This window comes from Nostoc cf. commune SO-36 (assembly GCF_023734775.1).
GTDB lineage: Bacteria > Cyanobacteriota > Cyanobacteriia > Cyanobacteriales > Nostocaceae > Nostoc > Nostoc commune_A.
In genome coordinates, this window is sequence record NZ_AP025732.1 from 3158886 (window position 1) to 3180896 (window position 22011).

Here is a 22011-nt window from a genome sequence, read left to right on the forward strand (position 1 = left end):
GCAACACTTGCTTTACAACTAGATTTATTACTCCTTAGCGGCACAGCTAAATATTTATTTGCAAATTTATTAAGACTTTAATAATATTTAGGCATTTTTAAATTTCCTTCTCATCAATCTTTTGGCATAGATTTTGTCTTCTATAAGTGTGATAGAGCAAGTATTACAACTTAAGCAAATAAACCTTTAACAATGTGAGGATATTTGATTTAAGTGTAAGGTGTTAATAAGCATATCAAACTAGCTAGATTTGATTGTATGTATTGATTTAGCTAGTTTTAGCTTTTTGACATTTACTGCTTAGATAAAATGTGAGCCACTATTTTTTATTCCAACCTCCCGCCTCATTTACACAAGACTAACACCCGCTTCTAACATTCGTATTGTCCCAAGTTCGGCATTTATTTCCACTTCTACACCGATTGGTAAAGTAAATTTATCCTTAATATGACCAATCATTGAACCGTACCAAGCAGGAATACCTAAAGGAAGTATGTGTTGTTGCAATACTTGCATTAATGTGAATGACGGTTCATCTCCAAGACTACATTTAGTGCATTGCCCAAAGATAAAGCCAGCAATTTGATTAAGTATCCCAGAAGTTTTTAACTGCGTCAGCATCCTATCTTATACGATAAACATCCTCGCCAACTTCTTCTACAAACAGGATGCTTTTGTTCCAAGAAGGTAGGTAAGGTGAACCTACCATCGCTGATAGGAACTGATAAGTTTCCACCTACAAGTTTACCTCTCGCCTTTCCCGGTGCTATTGTCTCCACCCGCACTTCGCTAGGGTTGAGATTTTGCATAGTCACAGCTTCAGCATTAAATAGGATGCGCTTGAAGTAATCGACTGTAAATTGATTCCAGGTAGATGTAGCAACTGGCCCATGAAAAGTAATCACCTGAGTACGGGCATTAATTGCCAACAACAGCGTTGTAATATCGCTGTAACCGATGATAATTTTCGGATGGGAGCGGATTAGCGTGTATTTGAGTAGGGGTAGAATGCGATTACAACCCCAACCGCCACGCATGGGGATAATTGCTTTGATGGTGCGATCGCTAAACATCAAGTTTACATCATCGGCGCGATCGCTGTCTTTACCCGCTAAATAGCCGTAACGATCTAAAATATGCTTCCCCAGCTTGACTTTTAACCCTAACTGTGAAACTGCTTTCTGTGCTGCTTCAATGTCTTTAGCGTCAACAATACCCGCAGGGGCTATCAATCCTACGGTATCGCCTGCTTGCAGGTGGGGTGGCTTACGGATGGTGTTTAGAGATGGCTTCCCTTGGGCGGTAAGTGTTGGTATTTGAGTGGCTAAGGTAGCCAGCCCACACGTTGCAAGAAATTGCCGACGCTTGATATTCATAACTATTCAGTTGGGGATTAGTATTCTCAAAAGTTATATCCCCGACAACTTTTACGAAGTCGGGGATGTGGATACCGCGAATTTTCGCAAAAGAGGATTGCGATATATAAAATTAAACCTTTTGTACCATATCTGAAATCACAAATCCATTATTAGCAAACTTATCATCAGTGTCCAACGAATCACCAATTACAGGCAAAAGATGGTCATATAAATGCATAGACTGTAAACAACTATTAATACTCAAAGCGGCTGAATTATATGCTGCAATATTTTCTTCAACAACACTTAATAGTCGGCGATTAGTTGCAATTTTTTCTTCAGCTTCTTGTTGCAGTGTTTTCTCTAAATAAGCCCGCGCCTGTGGGTATTGCTGCAAAATCTCATCTGCTTGCTGTTCTGCCATTGGTAACAAAAGAGTTTTCAGTGTTTGATTAATGGTTTGACGGAACGATTTCCGAATAGTTTGGGAAACTTTTGGTTCAAAATCTAGCTTCAATAATTGCCTAATTGCTGGTTCTGCTTCTACGATACTTTCAGCGTCATAACCTTGAGAAGTTTGTGATAAAGTTTGGCGAAATTGATATATAGAAAAAGTGCCTTCATCGTAAAATCTGGGGCTTTCTCTTACGAAGCGATCGCACTCTACACTAGCTGCACTAAATAATGCTTTAGCAACTCCTTTTTCTAACATTCTGATCTCTTGTTCAATCCCACCATCATTATCTAACAGCCGATACAACTGGCGATAATATTCTGACTTGCGAATCTTTTCAATCAACCTCTGAAAATAATTTGTAACAACTTGGTGAGAAGATTCAACCAAAATATCTTCTAATTGATTTGCTAAGTAATAAAATGCCTCTACTAAAATCGCAATTAAAGGTGCGGTAGCGTTACGGGGATGGCTGATGGTTGCACGTTGATAAGCAGAAGCTACAGAAAAAGTATCTAGCAATTCATCTAAACGGCGAATCATTCTTGATTGCAATTGCTTAAAATCTGCTTCAAAAGCATCACAAGAATTATTAATTATTTGGTTAACTTCTTCTGTGATATGCTCATTAAAGTCTCTACCAATTTGCTGAAGTTGCTGATTGAGACGTTGCAACTCTTGCACCTTCATCGTCTCAATTTCTTGGGGTTGACTATCTAAATTGCGTTGGACACTCTGATAATGTTTCTTCAGGTTAATACAAACATCTTCCAAATCATCAGCAAGATTTTTAAATAATTGGGGACGCTTTTCTTCCGTAAGATAGCGAGTAATTGCGGTGCGAAATTCTTCAGTGCCACTATCGTGAATTAGCTTTTCTATAAGTTCATTTCCCCAATCTCCCAAAATCCTTACATAATTTTGATTTGGAGTTTCAAAGCCGTTAACAGAGACACGGAATTTAGTAGAAGACAGTTTTCCTGAATTTACACAGTAGTTGTTAAACGCATAGACAAATTGTGGTGTTTCTTCTTTTCCATCTAAACCTTTAATACTTTCTGCGAAAACAGAATCTAAACCAAATCTATCTCGTTGGTTTGTCTGTTTAATTTGACTGCCGTAAAATCCTAATAATCCACTGGTTTTATAAACCTTGCTTGAATTGGCAAATTGCCCACTAATTAAATCCTCTAATCGTTGCCGTAGCTGAGTATTATACCAAGTTTCATCGATGCGATTGAAGACATAGAAAACGCGATCGCGTACTCCCCCATTCTCCCGCATTAGTTCCAAAAGTTGTGTTTCTTCTTTCGTCATGTCACCCGCCGAGGCAGGTTTTAGCACACACACTACCGCCGAAGTATCAAGATGTTGAATTTTGGTATAAGTTAGTTGTGCATCTTTCTCTACTGGTGCATCTATACCCGGCGTGTCAATAATTACATTACCATCTTGTAACAAAGGATGATTACAGTAATATTCTATTCGCTTCAAGACTGCACTATTGCTACCACGACGCGCATATCCAGCCGCTTCTTTGAGATTAGAAAAGTTAAATTGCTCCATTGAATATGTAGCATTATTAACCGTGTTGATGCGATCGCGGTTTGCTATATATCCCTCTAGCAACAACATTAACGCCTTCGCCTGTTTTGCACGTTCTGATTTATTCTCACCACCCTCCTGCTGAATAATAGTTTCAGAACCTTGACGTAGCAAGTTAATTAAATCAGGTTGGTTAATATTAGGTACTGTCTTAAATCCTAGTTGTTGGCATAAAGAAACTGCTTGTTCTCGAATCTCTACTTCACTTAAAAACGTTAAAACAACACGTTCTTTATCTATATCTGCATACTCGATTTTACATTCTGTACCTGTAGCGTGTCCCTCTGCACTGTAGAGTAATTCTCTTTCTAATAGTGCATTGATTAGCATTGATTTACCAGCGCTAAATGCCCCCGCAAAGACAATCTCAAACTTCGGAGAAATTGCCTTGCTTAAAGAAGTTTGTACGAGTGTAATATCTTGAGAACGTAGCGTTGGTTCTTGTTGTAAAAGTTGTAATATGGACTCAACTTGCTCTCGCAAATTTTGGCACTGAAGCGATAAATCTGACATATTCAGCATCCTGACAATATTTATCTATATATTAGTAATATTAATTGTCTTGACGGTTCAGTAAAATTCCTGATAATTTTTATCTAAACAGAATTCAGGAATCAGAAGTCAGAATTCAGTATGAATTCTGTACGAGTGGTGGATGAATAAACGGGTTTAAAACCCCCACTAAATTTTCAATTTGGTGGTCTTAAAGACGCTCGACGATTTGCTAACGCTACGCTATCAGTGGTGGGTCTGAATCCCCCACTGATTTATTCTGACTCCTGAATTCTGACTTCTGAATTCTTCTTCATGCAATTTAATTGCTGGATATTACTTAAACAACTCACTAATAACTATTGCCTAACGAAAATTTTTGCAATCAGATTGAAACCCCAAGGCATTTAAGACAAAGCTTAAAAAATTTTGTCAAGGTTATCAATAATTAGAAATTATCCCTGACTAAGTAGGTAGGCATGATTAAATATAAGATGTCATTGCGAGTGAAGCGAAGCAATCGCAAAGTCTCTGGGATTGCTTCGCTTCACTCGCAATGACGGAAAATATTATATTTATTTACGCCCATTTACTTATTTATAAATATGGTTAATATCAAAATACAGTTAGGATAAAATTCAGGGCTATTTCATTAAGTAGGTGCATCTAAATAAATATAAGATAGTTCGTCATTGCGTTGGCGTTAGTCTTCCCGCAGGGTACGAAGTGTTTGCGGAGCGTCTCTAAAAGTTGCAATCGCAAAGACTGGGATTGCCACGTTTCACTTCTCTATGAGGCGCTACCGCGAACGTTGCGATCGCAATGACATCTTATATTTAATTGCGTCTACTTACTTATCTATCTTTTAAATTCTCAAACACTTTCTCAAACACTATACAAATGTTAACATTATATAATGTATGATAGAGATAATATATAAAATAGTTGAAAGTTATTGTTAGCTACAAGATTGTTGGGTTTAGACCTAAAGTAAAATGAAACCTTTCAGTATTTTATATTTTACGTCGGCATTGTTGTTAGACAAGATAGTGTAATTTGTTATGCAACCTCTTCTGCCTCTTGCTGGCTTAAATATTCTTGTAGTTGAAGATGATGATGATATTCGCTTTTTTATTACTACAGTGTTAGAAGCAGATGGAGCGACCATTGTAGCTGTTCCATCTGCACCGGCAGCACGGGAAGTTTTACCGCAATTGCAACCTGATGTCTTAATTTGTGATATAGGTATGCCTGGGGAAGATGGCTACACTTTTATCCGAAAAATACGAGCGCTTAAGCCAGATATGGGTGGACAAGTTCCAGCTATTGCCTTAACTGCTTATAACGATAGCGAGGATCGTATTCGCGCTTTGGAAGCTGGCTTTCATACTCATGTATCTAAACCAGTATCTCCAGGAGAACTAGTTGAGATTGTCGCTAATTTGTTTGCTTCTTGTAATTGGTAATAAATGATATTTTTACCTTTTTTGAGGTATTAATACAGGCAGTTCACGGATGCCGCCTACGAATTTGGCGTGTTGTCCAACAGTCAAAACATTAAACTGACTGGATATAAGTTCTAAACTTTTGTTGACTATTGCCAGCTTTTTGTAAGTAGGGACACTCATACCAGGAAAGAATGATAGTTCTGGCACATCTTCTTGACTTACAAAGTCTGTAGGATGCAGTAGCAAAGAAGGCTGGACGCGTGTAAGTTTACACAGCCAGAGGGCAATTCGCAGATAGAGTAACGCCAATTCTGAAGAAAATGTACTTATATACATTATGTAACTGAAGTGAATTGGCACCTTGAAAATTGGCATGGTAGTAACGGGAATCTCAGTCAGTTTATCTTTCCCCATCTTCCATTGGTAAGGCTTTAAAGGTTGTAAACCCTCTTTAAAACCGCCAAACAGGGCTTCCCGTTTTTTACGTTCTTCCTTGCTCAATTTACAGGTCATTAAATAATAAGCTCGTGCTAGAGGCCCCCAAAAATGTGGGGAAAGTCGAAGCATCATATTCGTATCCGCGTCGTGCTAAAACTTTCAATACTGCTGGAGAAAAACTGTATCCTGGCCCCCGGAAGCCCATAGGATGTTGATGAGTGACACGCTTGATATGTTTTTCGGCAAGAGCTACCTCTTCTTCAATTTCATTCTCTGAATACAGATGTAGCCAAGGATCATGATAGAATGAATGATTGCCAATTTCGTGACCGGCGTTAGCGATCGCTTGTATTGCCTTAGTATTCTTTTCTAGGGCTGCATCCTGACCCACAATGAATACTGTGATTGTCAAATCCCATTGTTGGAGAATATCTAGGAAGCGAGGTACTGCGATATCGAGGTAAGAGGGAAAAGTCTCCCAACCTGGAGCGCCCTGATTTTTTAAATAAGACCAAATATTATCCAAGTCTAAAGAAAGACTGGCGATTGGTCTGTTTCCTTTTTGCTTGGTTTTCATTATGAGTTTAAGTATTTGGACAATTTTAAAAGGAAATTATAGTGTTAGATTTGGGTTTTATCGGTCAAGTTTCATCGTTCGACTGATAGGAAAAACCTTAAGCCAGAAGGTTTACTGTTCCTCATGTTCAAAATCAAGACTTAGTTTAAAAGCAGCACCCGTAAGCGTAGCCTGTCTTAGGCATCGCCCAGATTAATGTCCCATGTTTGTAAAAAATGTTCCCGGCAAATAAGGTAATGGGTTTTCAGCGCTCCTTTAATCTTGACTTAATCAGTTTTTTAGACAACTTTTTACCTTGATACTTAATTATTGGTAATCAATATATCATAACTAAGGCATATTTAAACTTATACAAGTAAGTTTTAACGTAGGTCTAGCCCGTCGCAGACATTGCACTAAATATAGTTATTAATGATTTGGATGCTAAATTCTTATCATTATCTACCATAAAAAGTGGTTATACAAAAAATTTTTCTTTATACTATATAATTTATTTGCTGCCTCTGAGTCAAACACATGGCAATTCCCTTTTCGTAGTAAGCTGCCTCATTAATAAAAATAGGCCAAACGGTAGATGCACCATCATAAATAATTGTTTTATCATCAAAGGTTATAAAAATTGGATCTCCTGGATTTAAGGCTTGATAATCCTTGTCTTGAAGTTCTGGATGAATCATCCCAAAGATTGTCCCATCCGGTTTTGTTGGGTAGTCCACAACTGATAAATGGTCATAAAGAATCAACGTTTCTTTATTTGACGATATTTCACCCTGGTTAAACTTTTCTAGGTAGTCCAGAACCGTATGAACAAGTTCTTCAGTTTGTTGGAACAGCATCGCTTTTAAGATACCTTGGGCAATCGGGCCAACCTCGATCGCAAAGCCTAATTCGCACAGAGAATTTACAAATGGGTTTTCTGCAACTGATTTAAAAGAGCAGCGATAAATCTTCACTAAAGGATTAACTTGGCTCAGATAAGCAGCCAATTTCAAGTTTAAGGGATGGCTGTTTACCAAAATAATTGTCAGGACCCATATTAGCTGTGCTGCTATGCAAGTCTAAAATCAAATCTGCTTGTTTATCCCCATTTGAGGCTAGGGTATTCTGAATTAACTTAGCTTGCAATTCTTCGTAAGTTTTTAGAGCCGGATCTTGTAAATCTTGCTTGAGAAAACAGCGATTTAAGTCTTTCTCTACATATCGCCTGCCGGCAGCAAAAGCATCAGGATTTGCTAATAGGGTGACTGTCTCAAAACTTGATCTTGTAATTAAATTAGGAAACTGGGCAAATTTTTGGATTAGGTAGGCTCCTGTAAACTCATTGCCATGAGTTCCACCGACAATTGCAACTCGATTAATCTGGTTCATGAAGCATTGAACCTTGCCGATGTGATCGCGATCGTGTGGTTGATTAAGATAAGACATATCTGGCCCATTGGGGATAATTCCGCCGGGATTGAGTGGGAATAGATTCCCGTAGTAATCCCGCTTCACCGTTTCTACATCGCAAGTATCAGCCACACCTGGAAGCTGATACAAGTCACGCAGATAAGCTCCGAGATTCTGATAGTCTCGAATTCGCTGCCGATTGCATTTAAACAGCCCATAGTAGGCACTATCAAACCGAAATAATGTCGTGAATAACCGCACATCTGCGAGTGTCAGATTTTCTCCGCAGAGATAACGGTTAGTCTGCAATGCAAGCTCAATTTCATCAAGAGTTGCGAACAGTTCATTACAAGCTTGATTGTATGCTTCTTGAGTTTGGGCAAAGCCGCAACGATACACACCGTTATTTACCGCGTGATAAATCTTTTCATTCCACCAGTCAATTTTCTCTTTAAGTTCTTCTGGGTAAAGATTTAGCGTCGGATTGTTGGCGAACTCGTTAAACTCAGAGTTCAGCATGACGATAATCTCTGAACTCTCATTATTGACGATCGCTTTTGTTTGGTTATCCCATAGTACTGGCACTGTAGAGCGTCCACTGTAGCCGGGTTCTGCCTTCTGATAAAATTCAGCCAGTGTGCGACAACCTTCTTCTTCTTGGTTAAATATCCAACCGCCTTCAATAGGAGAAGGAGAGACGATACCCACTGATATTACCGCTTCGAGTTTTTTGAGCGATCGCACAACCAAAGTTCGATGTGCCCAAGGACAGCCCAGCCCAACATAGAGTTTGTAGCGCCCCGTTGCTGGTGGGTGTGGATTCCCTGATTCTGTGCCGATAAACTTGCGAAACTGGCTATTAGGACGAATATATGCTCCCGACTGATTGCGAGGAGCAAGGTTTGACATCATTATCTGCCACATACTCGTCCAGATAAACTTTCCTAGCCAGATAATCAGCTTGGGAGGAAGCGACTTGCCTTTCTTCTTGGGGAGCTTTTTCTCGTCATCCATTGGAGTTGAGTTAGTCATAAATTTGTACTACAGCACCACGGATAAACATCTATATTCAGCGTAGACGAAGCAAAGACAAAATGAACCAGTAATATATCTTTTTGAAGAGATAAAAGGTTCAATAATTATGCTTCAAGCTAAAGTTTTCGTTACTCGTCGCTTACCCATCGAATTAGAGCAACTGCGATCGCTCACCACTGTGGAAGTTTGGCCAGAACGCCAACCCCCTCCCTACGAAATTTTACTAGAAAAAGTTAAGGAAATAGATGGTTTACTATGTCTGCTGACTGACCAAATTGATCGGCAACTCATCGACTCAGGGAAACTCAAGAACCAGAACCGATTCCCAGCGATAGCCTGTTGTTGACCTTAAACAATCTAATTATTGCACCTCATATCGGCAGTGCCAGCAGTCAAACGCGTTCAAAAATGGCAGCAATGGCGATAGCAAACTTAATTGCGGGATTGAGGGGCGATCGCTTGCCTAATTGTGTCAACCCTGAAGTTTATAATTAGGACTTACGCAAAAACCCTCCCAAACTCTTATTTCTCCGTGTCCTCTGCGTCCTCTGTGGTTCGTTTTCCATTACCCGTGCTGTAAGTTCTAATAATTCATAATTCATCAATGTCCTTTGATAACCTGTGCAAACTACTTTCTGAAAAACATCCCGTTACCTTTGCAAGTTGGGTTTTGGGTACACCGCAAACAAGTGTGAAAGTCCTCAAAACTGAATTGAGTATTGAGCCGATTCGTGCTGATTATGTCACATTTTTACAGCTACAAGGACGCATTTTACACCTGGAATTTCAAACTAAACTAGAATCCACACCACCCTCTACCCCTGCGGATGCTCGAGTTACTGGGTAAGGTTATATCGGTTGTATCGTCTCCCAATAACGCAAGTTGTTGTATTATTGCTTCCCCCTGCACTAAATACAGTAATTGAAACTGTCTTCAGTGTCGAAACCACCCGTCACGAATATCTGTGTGATTTCCTTATGGGAAGAAAATCCCGAACTATTTCTCAATGATCCAGCTTTGTTACCGTTAGCACCACTGGCAGCAACCACGCAACCCCAAACCTTGTTGCAACGAGTTGTGGAACAAGTTAATCAACTTGAGCCAGGAGTACGACCAGAAATTTCTGCTTACACGCAAATCTTAGCGGGGTTAAAATACAAAAAGGACTTAATTCGACAATTATTTCGGGAGGGTATGATGCGCGAGTCAGTAATTTATCAAGAAATTCTTGCAGAAGGCGAACAACGAGGAGAACAACGAGAACGATCGCTCATTCTCCGACTGCTAACTCGCCGTGTAGGAGAATTACCCCAAGAGGTGCGATCGCGCATTGAAACCCTCTCTCTAGAAAAATTAGAAAATCTCGGTGAAGCTTTGTTAGATTTTCAGGCGATCGCAGATTTAGAAACCTGGTTCAGTACATTGCAGTAGCACCAGGTTAATCTTAAGCTCAAAAAGCTGTGTTTTAGTCTTTAATTTTCAGTTAGATAATGAGAACTATATTTCGAGCAAAATTGATAAATATGCACTCAAAGGTTGCATCATAAATATGATTTACTTTTTTTTATTTAGCAATAAATTAAACTACTTGTTGCTGCTTTTTGCTTAGATACATCGCAATTCCTTTCTCGTAATAAGCTGCTTCATTAATAAAAATAGGATAAACAGTAGACTCTCCCTCATATAAAATATCTTTTCCTTCAAAAGTCAGAAACATTGGATCGCCTGGATTCAAAGGTTCATAATCCTTAAACTGAAGGTGGGGGTGAATCATAGCTTGAATCTCCCCGCGTAAGTGCAACCCCCCGTAGACATCGCTTCTAGGATAATCGATCGTCTCAATGTATTCATAGAGTGTAAGCGTGCTATTTTTTTGCGGAATATTACCTTTGTTGTACCCTTCAAAATAATCTAAAACTGCATAAATAAGCTGTTCTGTTTGCTGAAATAATTCGGCGTTTAAGGTATTCTGAGCCACAGCGCCAACTTCTATAACAAAACCCAATTCGCATAGAGAACGGAGAAAACCACCTTCTCTAGATTGTTGATTGACAAAAACCTTTACCATCGGATTGATAGAACTTAAATAAGCGCCTAACCGAAGTAATAAAGGATGCATATCACAAAAAATCAGACTTAACCCCATGTTGGCAGTTGTGCTATGCAAATCAACAATTACATCTACAAAAGGCTGATTTTGCGGTTGCAGTATTTGTTGGATTGCTTTCGCCCGCTTATCTTCGTAACTTGAGAGTTGGGAATTTTGTAAACCTTGATTAGTGAAGCAACGATTTAAATCTTTGTCAATGTATCGTTTGCCTTCTTCAATAGCTTTGAGATTGCCAAGTAATGCCAGAGTTTCAAAACTTGATCTATCAATTAAATTTGGATACTGCTGAAACTTTTTGACAAGATGTACTCCTGTTAACTCATTACCGTGGTTTCCTCCAACGATCGCAACTCGTTCAATCTGACTCATAACAACCTCATATCTAAAAAACTACCCTACAGTTATTGAGAATGGTGCAAGATACAAGATAGAAGTATACCTGCTGCTGACAAAATCTTGTATAAAACTGACGCGATGTCTACGACGGGCTACGCCTACGCTCCATGTTAGAGCCAAAATGTGATAACTGTTAAGCTGTTACTTTTAGCAAAGAGGAGGAAATTTATGGAGTATAATTTTCAAGCGCTCGCTGAACATTACAAAAACGCTCTCCTCAACGATGTCCTTCCATTTTGGGAAAAATATTCTCTCGATTGGCAGCAAGGCGGCTATTTCACCTGCCTCGATCGCTACGGCAAAATTTATGATACCGACAAATTCATCTGGTTGCAAAACCGCCAAGTGTGGACTTTTTCGATGCTTTGCAACCAGTTAGAAAAACGCGAAAACTGGTTAAAAATTGCTAGCAATGGCGCTAATTTTCTCGCCCAACATGGCAGAGATAGCGATGGTAACTGGTACTTTGCCCTCACTCGTGAAGGAAAACCACTGGTTCAGCCTTACAATATTTTTTCTGACTGCTTTGCAGCAATGGCATTTAGTCAATATGCACTCGCTAGCGGCGAAGAATGGGCAAAGGATGTGGCAATGCAAGCTTATAACAACGTATTACGCCGCAAAGACAACCCGAAGGGCAAATATAATAAAACCTATCCCGCCACACGCCCGATGAAATCATTGGCTGTACCGATGATTTTAGCTAACCTGACTCTAGAAATGGAATGGTTGCTGCCAAGAGAAACCCTAGAGAATGTTCTAGCTGAAACTGTCCACGAAGTGATGACCGATTTTCTCGACCCAGAACGGGGACTAATGTACGAAAACGTTGCCCCTGACGGTTCCCACATAGATTGTTTTGAAGGAAGGCTAATTAACCCAGGTCACGGTATCGAAGCTATGTGGTTCATCATGGACATCGCACGTCGCCAAAACGACACCAAAACTATTAACCAAGCCGTGGATGTAGTGCTAAACATCCTGAATTTTGCTTGGGATAGCGAGTACGGGGGGTTGTATTACTTTATGGATGCAGACGGTCATCCACCACAACAATTGGAATGGGATCAAAAGCTGTGGTGGGTTCACCTAGAGTCTTTAGTTGCATTAGCGATGGGCTATCGCTTGAGTGGGCGTGAGGTGTGTTGGGAATGGTATCAAAAAATGCACGATTACGCCTGGTCACACTTTGCTGATTCAGAATACGGTGAGTGGTTTGGCTATCTCAATCGGCGTGGAGAAGTCCTGTTGAACCTCAAAGGCGGCAAATGGAAAGGATGTTTTCACGTACCGCGTGCATTGTACCTTTGTTGGCAGCAATTTGAAGCATTGTGATGCCTGCGGCGGTAAACAACGCAGTCAGTTTAATCTCTGCTAGTGTACAAGTACTATTGGAAAGATGTCTCATGAATATTGTGACACCTAAGCGATTTACGATCGCAGAATACCATCAATTGATTGAACTCGGATTTCTCACAGAGGCCAATCATATTGAATTGATTCGAGGGGAACTGATTCAAATGACAGCAAAGGGAACGCCTCATACAGTTTGTAGTTCTATCCTATGCCGTCAATTAGATCGGCTTCTAGGTGATGAAGTAGTCATCCGTGGGCAAGATCCGATCACTCTTCCTAACCAGAGTGAACCTGAACCGGATGTTGTCATTGCACGAGGAAAAGATGAAGATTATCTCGCTCATCATCCCTATCCCGAAGATATTTTATTAGTGATTGAAATTTCGGATAAAACAATAGATTACGACCAAATAACTAAGCTGTCATTGTACGCAGAAGCCGGAATTTCTCATTACTGGATTGTGAATTTGCCGGCTCGTCAACTTGAGCGTTATAGCCAGCCGTATCAAAATGCTCAAAATAAGTTTAGCTATCTCAGCAAACAGATTTCTTTATCGAATCAGTCAGTAGCAATTCCTGGATTTGAAGATGCATTATTAAACTTAAGCCGGTTGTTCCCAAAGGATGCTAGTGGATGATTTCGTTGGTGCGATCGCTTAGGTAAGAAGTGTTAAACCTAAACACAAAATGATTTAATTAAAGGTATTGCCTAAACAAAAAACTTTTAATATGAAAAAACTGTCTCTGATTTTCCCATTAGCTATCCTAGCTTTTGGCAGTGTAGTTGTTAAGAGCCAAGAAATCTCCTCACCCAATACTTACACTCAATCTGTTACCCGTGAAGTTTTAGCGAGTGGTTATCCTACTCAAGATAAAAAGCAGATTCTTGAGCTTGTACGCTATACTATCGCACCAAAAGCAAAACTCCCTACTCATACTCATCCAGGAATGCAGATTGAACGAGTAGAGGCGGGAAGTTTAACTTATACTGTTGTGCAAGGAGAAGCTAAAGTAACGAAAGCTAACGGCACAGAATTGATTCTTCAAAAAGGGAAAACTATACAGCTTACAGTGGGAGATTCTTTAGTTGAATCTGCCGGAATGGTTCATTATGGAGAAAACCAAACAAACAAGCCGATTATTCTGTTGTCTGCTTCTTTATTTAATGCTAATCAACCCAAAGCTATTTTAACCAATCCTGAAAACAGATGAATTTTTCAATCTGCTTGTTCTTCTGTATTCAGTGTCTTCATTATTAATTACAAACTAAATTCCGCTACGCCATCTTCATCCACATCTGCATCCTTACCCATAGCAGTAGGTTTAAATTTAGAGCCATGAATTAATTCACCAAACACAATCCCTGGATTTTGGTGAAGAATATTCAGCACACTCATAAAATCTCGCACAATTTCCCCTGGTGTCAGTAATGCTTCTGCACCCAAGCGATTAATAATTTCTTGCACAAACTCCTTCAACTCACGATTTGTCAAAGTCTGTTCATACCCAAAATTGAGTGCATGAATCTCAGCTAAACGTTGCAGAAGCGTCAATATTTCTCCTTCACTCAACGGATTTAGCCGAATCACTGGCCCTAAATGTTCCTGAACATTGGCTTGTGCAACAAAACGACTTTCTTTTGTGCGTCTTTGCCAAGCTTGGTCTGCAAAAAGTCCGCGTTTGGGGTCTTCTAAAAATTTAGTTGTTCCACCAACAACAATGCCAAGATGTTCTGCTTTACATTGCATGGTATCGTTAAACATTGCGAGGAGTCGATTATAATTCTTTTCCCGCGTGACTGTAGTCGATATTTGATATAAATGTACGGCTTCGTCAACTAAAATTAACAGTCCTTTATAACCAATTTCAGCGACAAATTTCGCAAACATTTTTATATAGTCATACCAACTATCATCATCAATAATCACGCGCACTCCTAAAGCTGCTTTCGCTTCAACTTTAGTCGTAAATTCTCCCCGCAACCAGCGCATCGCCGCATTTTTTAAATTATCATCATCCATTCGGTAGCCACGCCAATAAGCGATAATCACGCTACCAAAATCAAAACCGTGAACTAAGTCTTCAATATACTGAACTACTTCCCTAATTTTCGATTCAACTTTGTCATCAAAACCATCGTCATTCGGACGCATTTCAGTTTCTTTGACAACTTCTTGTTGAATTTTATTAATCCATCCTTCTAAAATCGAGACTAAAGCACCACCATCAGGACGAGTTTTTGTAGCTAGGTGGCTCATTAATTCTCGATAGGTAGCTACACCTTCATGGTTGCTTCCAGCTAATCGGCGCTCAGGGGATAAATCAGCATCAGCTACTACAAAACCTTGCTCCATCGCTCGGTTACGGATTAGTTGTAATAAAAAACTTTTCCCGGAACCATAGTTACCAATTATGAAGCGAAATGCTGCAACACCTTCTGCAATATCATCGAGATTTTGTAACAGGCTTTTTAGTTCTTGTTCTCGCCCTACTGCTATATATTCAACTCCTACTCTTGGTACTACGCCTGCACCAAGGGAATTGATTAAAGCAGTGGAGATTTTTTTCGAGATTTTGAGCTTTGCCATGTATTACACTTCACTTTGAAATTCTAAACGCAGTAAGTAAGGTAAATATTCACCTTACTAATAATCTGACTACGGTAATAATAATTTAATTTGATGAAGTATGTCTAGCCATAATGTCTTCATAAATTGCAATTATTTTTTTTACATAGGTTATGTACTCAGGGTAAACTTCTGGAGTTTCCGAATCAGAATTAATTATTAATTCACCAATAATATCATTTGCCCGTTCATTTATAGAATCGATTAATAGATTCGGCATCGTAATGTTTGCTTCAGCAATTTTTTTAATAGCACCTTTGGGATTATCTTGTTCAACTATCGCTTTTAATACTTGTAATTCATGTCCTGGAAGATTTTCGAGAAAATTAGCCCATTCTTCGGGTAGATTTTCCGATGTTTGAGAATCAGAAATGTCTACGGTTATTGAAGTTTCAAGTATTTCTGAAAATGGAAACAATTCAATATCATCTTCTTGTAAATTATTAGACAAAGGCTCTGAATTGAATGTTTCTACTTGTTGTAGTAGTTCCCATACTTGATTTTGCAAGGAGTCTCGTTCTTCTTGCAATAACGAAACTTGCCCTTGTAACTGCTGTAATTCGGCTTTTTGTTCTGCTAGTTGGGTTTGTGAAGAATTAAGGATAGCTTGGATATTTTCTCTTTCGGTTTTTGTCGCTATCAGCAATTGATTTTTTTGGGTTGTCTCAACTTCTAGCTCTTGAATTGCAATTCGCAGTTCGTATAGTTTTTCTTCTAATTGGGGTTTGAGTCTGCCTAAAAGGGTTAAATTGCTTTCAATTTCTTGTTTCTCCTGCTGGAGTTCGGAAATTTGACTTTGCAACTGGGTTATTTCCGCACGAGATACATTACAATTAGACTCTAAACGGCGTTTTTCTGATGTGAGAACAGAAAAAGTATTGTTCAATTCTGCTTGATTTTTTTGCAAGTTATTAATTTCAGCTTGCAGGCTATTTATTTCAGTTTCTAACTGTTTTTTTTGTCCTGCAAATGTTCTTAGTTCTCGATGTAGACTATCCCTTTGATTACGGCTTTCTGTAACTTGATTTTGCAGTTGTTGGGATTCAGCATATAATAAATTATGGTGTTCTTCGATTTGATTTATTTCTCTAACAACACGAGCCTTTAATCCCTCCATATCTTTAATTCGCTTGCGGATAGAAGTTAAAACAAACATTTCATAATTTCTGCGTCGCTTATCTACGAATAGCGCTGCTGTATACATAGTAGCGGCAGTGATTACACCTGTGAGAAAGGCTTTATTAAAATCCCAGCTTGGGACAAGGCTAAGACCAAAGCTCACACTAAAGGCAACTATCATTAGTATAAGTCGATTGCTGATCATTACTGATTGCATATTGCTATTTTTTAGCGAATTTAAATTATCAGAATAAGTATTTCTCATCCTAATTTGTAAGGGCGCTCGTTTGCTCTTTGTGTCTCCCATTGAGAGAGGATTCACTAAAATAATTCGTAATTAAAACACACATAGTAAAATAGTTAATGCTAGGTATTGGATGTATTGCTATTTGCATGAAAAAGTTTTAAATCTGCTTTTAAAAAATCAATAAACTGCCGTGCTGTACGTCCAGACCGACCGTTGTGGCGAGTTGCCCATTGTAATGCTTGAAATTCCAAATCTTCTTGGGTAATATTAATTTCAGCTTGTGCGGCTAGATGCTGTACAATTTTTAAATAAGTTTTCTGATTGGCTGGTTCAAAGGTCAAGGTTAAACCAAAGCGATCGCTAAACGAAAGCTTCTCCTGCATCGTATCCCAGGCATGGATTTCTTCGTTATCCTTGGGTGCAGGTCTATCCACAAAAAACTCCCGAATCAGGTGGCGGCGATTAGAAGTTGCGTACACAACTACATTTTGCGGCCGTGCGGTTAAATTACCTTCTAAAACCACCTTGAGGGCTTTAAAAGCGTCATCATCTTCTTCAAAGGAAGGTCATCGACAAAGATAATAAATTTTTGTGACACACCCGTAAATGTTCTACAATTTGTGCAAGTCTTTTAAATCAGATTTGCCACTTCCAACAAGCAGAGGTTGCGATTACTATACTCATTCAACAAAGATTTCACCAAAGAAGATTTGCCTGAACCACGGCTACCGTAAAGTAATACGTGCAGTGCCATCTCTCCTGATAATAAAAACTCTGTATTTTTTTAGCAAAGCATCTCTTTGAGACTCGTAACCGACAAGCGCATTCAGCTTTATGGGGTCAGAATACCGAATACCGATAAAACCTGGCCAGCTTGCCAGCGTAAAGCGCGATATTCTGCAAATAAACCAGAGCCGTATTGCCGATAATAAGTTGCTAACTCTTCTACAACATCACCCCAATTGTCTAACTCTTGTAGATATGTAGCGAACTTTGTCTCTACTCCTACCAATTCTTGCTCTTTATACCACACCACTGGCGAAATCGGCATCTGAGCAACGCTTTGTACCCACTCGCTTAAAGAAGCGCTACTACATTCATAGAGATTTTGTAGTATTTGTAAATCATGCTGAACTGCTGCTATTAAAGCCGGAGACAAATCTTCAAATTTTCGCTGTTGGGCTAGCCTTGTAAAGGGATTCTCACAGAAGAGAAGTTGAGTAATTAAATAGTCTTCCCAGTTCTGGTTTTTAGCAGCCAAAGCGTAGAAGTAATTGCCATAGGCTTGGAGACAACCCCGTGCATCGGCTTCAGTGTAACGTATAGCTTGTAACAGTTCTAGAAATGCTATCCCCACTTCGCCTTGAAGAACTGACTGGTACAGTAAAAGTGAGGCTGCTTGGCGCTGGAGATGTTGAACCTTTGTATATGAGGAAGTACTTGCCATTGGCATCGCTTGATTATCCATCAATCAACTGTGTGGTATAGCTAAATAGCTATGGTAAATTGTCTGCTGACCCTGGCAGTAAAGTCAAAGTCTACATAGGTTTTAACAATGAATTTAGGTATAATTGCTGCTTTTGCCTACGGTATATTAGCGATTGTTGGTGGCATTATTGGTTACGTTCAGGCTACAAGTATAGTTTCACTGCTAAGTGGTAGTATTAGCGGTTTATTACTACTACTTGCCGCTTTCTTTCAACTCCAAGGGCAAACCTGGGGTTCAACTTTAGCAGTGTTAGTTACTGCTGCTTTAGTAGTATTCTTTGCATTTAGACTAGCAAAGACACGTAAGTTTATGCCAGCAGGATTAATGACGATTTTAGGTGTGCTGGCATTAGCGGTGATGGTGAATCAAATGATGGCTTTTAGGTAATATCAATCTTTTAGCAATAATCACCCTCCTTTTTTTGATATGCCATGACTTTCTCTGTCTTGAAATGTACTAGTACATTTATATTACTATGACTTGTTACCCTTGCCTAAGAATTTCCAGCGTTCTCGATGAGTTATGGTGATTTTTGTGTAAATCAGGTACATGAGTAGAGACAGACAACTCTTATACTAGGATGACTGAAAGTCGCGGCTGCACAAACAGATGGGCACGGCTTATACTATTTCACTTTAATAATGATACAAATATGCTAATAAGGGCATGGCAATGCCATGCCCCTACGAGAAATTTAAAACCTCGTTTCCTAGCCTCTGGGCTGGAAATGCTGCTCTTGGGGCTGCTGCCGGTAGCAAGAGAGGTGGCAGCCCTTACTACCAATTCACCTATTTCCGCAAGGAGGCTCACACTGAAACGGAGTACCGTTTCAGTGTTGAGAGGAATTGCGGGGGAAAAGCGAAACATCCCTTGACCAATACTGAGCGTCAGCGAAGTTAGGGAGAGGGATAGTTGAGCTTTTCCCAAACAAATGTTTGGTACAACACGACTATTTTGAATGTATTATATTCACATGTGATTAGGTCGAAGTCATGGAACAAGTATTGACGCTAGTTTGCAAACTCAACCCCTCTCAAAGACAGGCAGAAGAAATCGAACTGGTACTAAAAGCTTTTGCTGATGCGTGTAACTACGCCAACGAAAAAGTTAAGTCTCAAATAACCAGTAAGATGACTATTCAAAATCTGGTTTATAACGAGATTCGCGCTTTTTTTGGGTTAAGCGCAAATTTAGCTGTTCGTGCTTGTGCCAGAGTTGGAGCTAATCGCAAAACTGCCAAACAAAAAGACAAGCCAGTTAAAACATTTAAGCCAACATCGGCTGATTATGATGCCAGAATTTTCTCATTTAGAGAGAAAGACTGGACTGTTAGCTTAACTCTGACGAATGGTAGAGAACACATCAAAATTGATGCTGGTAATTACCAAAGAGGTAAATTAAAAGGCAGAAAGCCAACATCGGCACAACTATGCAAGCATCGTGATGGTAACTACTATATCCACATCCAAATCAAGGATGAGCCACCAACACTAAGGGACTTGCAAGAAAATAAAATACCAGCCATTCTAGAAGAGAAGAAGCGGTGAACTGTCCGCGCCTAGTTTAAATATCTAGAATGGGAATCCCTCAATTCATGCTCACCGACACCATCAAATCGACCTTTAAAGATGCAGCACAGAAACTGACTAGCAATCGCAAACGAGATTTCATGGCAAAAGTTACCGAAGATTACTTCGATAGTTCAGCACGCATTGCAGAAACCGTTATGGGATGGAATCGCCAGAGTGTGCAACTCGGCTTGCATGAAAGGCGGACGGGGATAGTCTGTGTAGAGAATTATCAGGCAAGGGGACGACACAATAGTATTGAGGTATTGCCCAACTTAGAAGCAGATATTCGTTCATTGGTGGATGCTCAAGCTCAAGCCGACCCTAAATTTCAATCGACCTTTCTGTATGCCCGCATTAGTGCCAGAGCAGTAAGAGAAGCATTAGTAAGTGTTCATGGCTATAACGAGAGCGAATTGCCATCTCGTCAAACTTGTGGAGAAATTCTCAATCGCTTAGGGTATCGCCTAAAAAAACACAAAAAACGAAACCCTTGAAAAAGATTCCGCAAACTGATGCCATTTTCGAGAATGTGTTCCGGGAGAATCAGGCATCAGATGAAAACCCCAAATCGTTGCGAGTGTCTATAGATACTAAAGCTAAGGTGAAGATTGGCAACCTTTCTAGAGGCGGTAAAGCTCGGACAATGGAGGCGAAAGCTGCTGATGACCACGATACACAGTGGTCATCAGTCTTAGTTCCCTTTGGCATTCTCAATACACATAATGACCAGCTATCGATTTACTTGGGTCAGTCGGCGGAAACCAGTGATTTTATCGTCGATTGTTTAACCGCTTGGTGGCATGAGAATCAACACAATTACCTGGAACTTGATGAGTGGGTGATTGATCTTGATGGCGGTGCCGCTACTCGCAGTAACCGCACACAATTTATCAAACGCATGGTTGAGTTGTCTTGTGCAATTAATTTAAAAATTCGACTGATTTATTATCCCCCTTACCATAGCAAGTACAATCCAATAGAGCGGTGTTGGGCTGCCTTGGAGAACTATTGGAATGGTGCGATTTTAGATTCTGTTGCCGCCGCAGCACAATGGGCCGCCAATATGACTTGGAAAGGAATTGCTCCCATTGTACATCTGGTTCAAACCACATATCACAAAGGAATCAAGGTTCTCTCGCAAGAGTTAGAACAATACCAACCCCAATGGCAGCGTTCTGAAACATTACCCAAATGGGATATTACTATTGTCCCTGTTTAGCTGGTACTTTATTTTCTTGCAAGTCCCTAATCAAGTCAACTAATGTAATTGGTGTTGATTTTGGGCGCAGAGACATTGCTGTAACTAGCAATAATGATAAGTGGGATGGAAAGCAAATTAACGATATTAGAGACAGATTTTCTAGAGTGAGAAGTTCTTTCCAAAGGAAAGCCACGAAAGGCACAAGGTCTACTCGCCGCAGAGCAAAACAGACTTTGAAACGGTTGTCGGGGAAGGAGAGAAGATTTCAACAATGGCTAAACCACAACATTAGCAAGTCCATTATTCAGGACGCATTAAAAAATAATGCAGCAGTGGCAATTGAAGACTTAACGGGTATTCGTGAAAGAACTAATCAAAAGCCAAGAAACAAAACAGAGCGTAGGCGTTCAAATTCTTGGTCTTTCTATCAATTAAGGTCTTTTTTGGAATACAAAGGCATCCAATTTGGAGTAGAAGTAATTGCTGTTCCTCCAGCATGGACTAGTCTTACTTGTCATCAATGCCTACATATTGGACTGCGTTCTGATAAGCGTTTCAGATGTACTAATGAGGCTTGTTCTTGGAGTGGTGACGCTGATTTAAACGGAGCAAAGAATATTGCTACTATTGGGGCGAATCTTGTAAACTCGCCCAGAGGCTCGAACTGTTTGTGCTGTAAACTCAGTGTAGATAGTTCAGGGCTACTAAAAGCCTACACTGTACGCGAAGCGTCAGTGTAGGTAGTTTACTATTAAATGTTTGAAAATGCCCGGTTGCAACCTTGGTAAAAGTAGACTTCCATAAGAAGCGCTCATGTAGCCTTTGTTTGCGATCGCCCATAGTCAGCTACAATTTGTAGGTAGCACAAATGACCTGATAGCAAGGCTTACAGACATCAATTCTAAAAATTAAATCAAAAAATAATTATTAACCGCCTAAAAAGTCCGGTTTTTTTGGCTTTGTGATGATAAATAAAAGTAATAGCGTTGAATGTCATGCTTCGTCACGCGAAGGATTACTGAAATTCTTCGCTGCTTTGAGGATAACTACTGAACATCAAAAAACATCTAGGGATGCTTCTTTGTTACATCAAAACGG

At 39.7% G+C, this 22011-nt stretch carries 15 protein-coding genes and 7 pseudogenes; 12 read left to right on the top strand and 10 right to left on the bottom strand.

Annotation, left to right across the window (positions count from 1 at the left end; translation table 11 throughout):
- Window positions 1-348: 348 nt before the first annotated feature.
- Window positions 349-1376, bottom strand: a pseudogene (locus tag ANSO36C_RS14145) (S66 peptidase family protein).
- A 112-nt stretch (window positions 1377-1488) separates the two neighbouring features.
- The gene (locus ANSO36C_RS14150) at window positions 1489-3930 is read right to left on the bottom strand and encodes a dynamin-like GTPase family protein (RefSeq protein WP_251960040.1); all 2442 of its coding nucleotides are present in this window, start codon (window positions 3928-3930) and stop codon (window positions 1489-1491) included.
- A gap of 1040 nt (window positions 3931-4970) precedes the next feature.
- Between ANSO36C_RS14150 and ANSO36C_RS14155 the strand changes: the two genes are divergently transcribed.
- A complete protein-coding gene (locus ANSO36C_RS14155) occupies window positions 4971-5375 on the top strand; it encodes a response regulator (RefSeq protein WP_251960041.1) in 405 nt (134 codons plus the stop codon).
- A 12-nt stretch (window positions 5376-5387) separates the two neighbouring features.
- On the opposite strand, the gene ANSO36C_RS14160 is transcribed toward ANSO36C_RS14155, so the two are convergent.
- From ANSO36C_RS14160 to ANSO36C_RS14175, 4 genes and pseudogenes are all read right to left on the bottom strand, one after another.
- On the bottom strand, window positions 5388-5870 hold the full coding sequence (locus ANSO36C_RS14160) for a polysaccharide deacetylase family protein (protein WP_251960042.1): 483 nt from the start codon (window positions 5868-5870) through the stop codon (window positions 5388-5390).
- Window positions 5860-6372, bottom strand: a complete 513-nt coding sequence (locus ANSO36C_RS14165; RefSeq protein WP_251960043.1) for a polysaccharide deacetylase family protein — start codon at window positions 6370-6372, stop codon at window positions 5860-5862. Before ANSO36C_RS14165 ends, ANSO36C_RS14160 begins: the two co-directional genes overlap by 11 nt.
- Window positions 6373-6848: 476 nt before the next feature.
- A pseudogene (locus ANSO36C_RS14170) lies at window positions 6849-7740 on the bottom strand (aspartoacylase).
- Between the two features lie 15 nt (window positions 7741-7755).
- Window positions 7756-8793: pseudogene (locus ANSO36C_RS14175) on the bottom strand (glutathione S-transferase family protein); the annotation flags it as partial.
- A 109-nt stretch (window positions 8794-8902) separates the two neighbouring features.
- Between ANSO36C_RS14175 and ANSO36C_RS34225 the strand changes: the two are divergent.
- The 3 genes and pseudogenes from ANSO36C_RS34225 to ANSO36C_RS14185 all read left to right on the top strand — a co-directional run bounded on the left by ANSO36C_RS34225 (window position 8903) and on the right by ANSO36C_RS14185 (window position 10228).
- Window positions 8903-9142, top strand: coding sequence for a Rossmann-fold NAD(P)-binding domain-containing protein (locus ANSO36C_RS34225; RefSeq protein WP_323374586.1), 240 nt, complete (start codon window positions 8903-8905; stop codon window positions 9140-9142).
- Entirely contained in the window at window positions 9139-9291 is a 153-nt protein-coding gene (locus ANSO36C_RS34230) for a hypothetical protein (protein WP_323374587.1), read from the top strand. The genes ANSO36C_RS34225 and ANSO36C_RS34230 overlap by 4 nt, the downstream gene beginning before the upstream one ends.
- Before the next feature lie 109 nt (window positions 9292-9400).
- A pseudogene (locus ANSO36C_RS14185) lies at window positions 9401-10228 on the top strand (Rpn family recombination-promoting nuclease/putative transposase).
- A gap of 148 nt (window positions 10229-10376) precedes the next feature.
- Here the strand turns inward: ANSO36C_RS14185 and ANSO36C_RS14190 are convergent.
- Window positions 10377-11276 (bottom strand): aspartoacylase, encoded by a 900-nt coding sequence (locus tag ANSO36C_RS14190; RefSeq protein WP_251960044.1) that lies wholly within the window; start codon window positions 11274-11276, stop codon window positions 10377-10379.
- Window positions 11277-11471: 195 nt separating this feature from the next.
- Between ANSO36C_RS14190 and ANSO36C_RS14195 the strand changes: the two genes are divergently transcribed.
- The 3 genes from ANSO36C_RS14195 to ANSO36C_RS14205 all read left to right on the top strand — a co-directional run bounded on the left by ANSO36C_RS14195 (window position 11472) and on the right by ANSO36C_RS14205 (window position 13871).
- Window positions 11472-12638 (top strand): n-acyl-d-glucosamine 2-epimerase, encoded by a 1167-nt coding sequence (locus tag ANSO36C_RS14195; protein ID WP_251960045.1) that lies wholly within the window; start codon window positions 11472-11474, stop codon window positions 12636-12638.
- A 71-nt stretch (window positions 12639-12709) separates the two neighbouring features.
- Entirely contained in the window at window positions 12710-13297 is a 588-nt protein-coding gene (locus tag ANSO36C_RS14200) for a Uma2 family endonuclease (protein WP_251960046.1), read from the top strand.
- 91 nt (window positions 13298-13388) lie between these two features.
- Window positions 13389-13871 (top strand): cupin domain-containing protein, encoded by a 483-nt coding sequence (locus ANSO36C_RS14205; protein WP_251960047.1) that lies wholly within the window; start codon window positions 13389-13391, stop codon window positions 13869-13871.
- Between the two features lie 47 nt (window positions 13872-13918).
- Here ANSO36C_RS14205 and ANSO36C_RS14210 read toward each other — a convergent pair whose 3' ends face one another.
- The 3 genes and pseudogenes from ANSO36C_RS14210 to ANSO36C_RS14220 all read right to left on the bottom strand — a co-directional run bounded on the left by ANSO36C_RS14210 (window position 13919) and on the right by ANSO36C_RS14220 (window position 18120).
- A complete protein-coding gene (locus tag ANSO36C_RS14210; protein WP_251960048.1) occupies window positions 13919-15247 on the bottom strand; it encodes an ATP-binding protein in 1329 nt (442 codons plus the stop codon).
- Window positions 15248-15332: 85 nt separating this feature from the next.
- A complete protein-coding gene (locus ANSO36C_RS14215) occupies window positions 15333-16622 on the bottom strand; it encodes a tellurite resistance TerB C-terminal domain-containing protein (protein ID WP_251960049.1) in 1290 nt (429 codons plus the stop codon).
- Window positions 16623-16771: 149 nt separating this feature from the next.
- A pseudogene (locus ANSO36C_RS14220) lies at window positions 16772-18120 on the bottom strand (ATP-binding protein).
- A gap of 87 nt (window positions 18121-18207) precedes the next feature.
- Between ANSO36C_RS14220 and ANSO36C_RS14225 the strand changes: the two are divergent.
- The 5 genes and pseudogenes from ANSO36C_RS14225 to ANSO36C_RS14245 all read left to right on the top strand — a co-directional run bounded on the left by ANSO36C_RS14225 (window position 18208) and on the right by ANSO36C_RS14245 (window position 21653).
- Window positions 18208-18528 carry a TMEM14 family protein gene (locus ANSO36C_RS14225; RefSeq protein WP_251960050.1) on the top strand — a complete coding sequence of 107 codons (321 nt, stop codon included), beginning with the start codon at window positions 18208-18210 and terminating at the stop codon, window positions 18526-18528.
- Between the two features lie 285 nt (window positions 18529-18813).
- The gene (locus tag ANSO36C_RS14230) at window positions 18814-19041 is read left to right on the top strand and encodes a hypothetical protein (protein WP_251960051.1); all 228 of its coding nucleotides are present in this window, start codon (window positions 18814-18816) and stop codon (window positions 19039-19041) included.
- 92 nt (window positions 19042-19133) lie between these two features.
- Window positions 19134-19628: pseudogene (locus ANSO36C_RS14235) on the top strand (RNA-guided endonuclease TnpB family protein); the annotation flags it as partial.
- 239 nt (window positions 19629-19867) lie between these two features.
- Window positions 19868-20931, top strand: a pseudogene (locus ANSO36C_RS14240) (ISAzo13 family transposase).
- Window positions 20904-21653 (top strand): RNA-guided endonuclease InsQ/TnpB family protein, encoded by a 750-nt coding sequence (locus ANSO36C_RS14245; protein WP_251960053.1) that lies wholly within the window; start codon window positions 20904-20906, stop codon window positions 21651-21653. Before ANSO36C_RS14240 ends, ANSO36C_RS14245 begins: the two are co-directional and overlap by 28 nt.
- The last annotated feature ends 358 nt before the right edge of the window (window positions 21654-22011 follow it).

Bases quoted from the DNA above. Each gene is read 5' to 3' on its own strand.
- ANSO36C_RS14195 (WP_251960045.1), top strand. From the start codon at position 11,472: ATGGAGTATAATTTTCAAGCGCTCGCTGAACATTACAAAAACGCTCTC.
- ANSO36C_RS14200 (WP_251960046.1), top strand. From the start codon at position 12,710: ATGAATATTGTGACACCTAAGCGATTTACGATCGCAGAATACCATCAA.
- ANSO36C_RS14215 (WP_251960049.1), bottom strand. From the start codon at position 16,622: ATGCAATCAGTAATGATCAGCAATCGACTTATACTAATGATAGTTGCC.
- ANSO36C_RS14210 (WP_251960048.1), bottom strand. From the start codon at position 15,247: ATGGCAAAGCTCAAAATCTCGAAAAAAATCTCCACTGCTTTAATCAAT.
- ANSO36C_RS14190 (WP_251960044.1), bottom strand. From the start codon at position 11,276: ATGAGTCAGATTGAACGAGTTGCGATCGTTGGAGGAAACCACGGTAAT.
- ANSO36C_RS14165 (WP_251960043.1), bottom strand. From the start codon at position 6,372: ATGAAAACCAAGCAAAAAGGAAACAGACCAATCGCCAGTCTTTCTTTA.
- ANSO36C_RS14230 (WP_251960051.1), top strand. From the start codon at position 18,814: ATGCCATGCCCCTACGAGAAATTTAAAACCTCGTTTCCTAGCCTCTGG.
- ANSO36C_RS14225 (WP_251960050.1), top strand. From the start codon at position 18,208: ATGAATTTAGGTATAATTGCTGCTTTTGCCTACGGTATATTAGCGATT.
- ANSO36C_RS14150 (WP_251960040.1), bottom strand. From the start codon at position 3,930: ATGTCAGATTTATCGCTTCAGTGCCAAAATTTGCGAGAGCAAGTTGAG.
- ANSO36C_RS14245 (WP_251960053.1), top strand. From the start codon at position 20,904: ATGGGATATTACTATTGTCCCTGTTTAGCTGGTACTTTATTTTCTTGC.
- ANSO36C_RS34225 (WP_323374586.1), top strand. From the start codon at position 8,903: ATGCTTCAAGCTAAAGTTTTCGTTACTCGTCGCTTACCCATCGAATTA.
- ANSO36C_RS14155 (WP_251960041.1), top strand. From the start codon at position 4,971: ATGCAACCTCTTCTGCCTCTTGCTGGCTTAAATATTCTTGTAGTTGAA.
- ANSO36C_RS14160 (WP_251960042.1), bottom strand. From the start codon at position 5,870: ATGACCTGTAAATTGAGCAAGGAAGAACGTAAAAAACGGGAAGCCCTG.
- ANSO36C_RS14205 (WP_251960047.1), top strand. From the start codon at position 13,389: ATGAAAAAACTGTCTCTGATTTTCCCATTAGCTATCCTAGCTTTTGGC.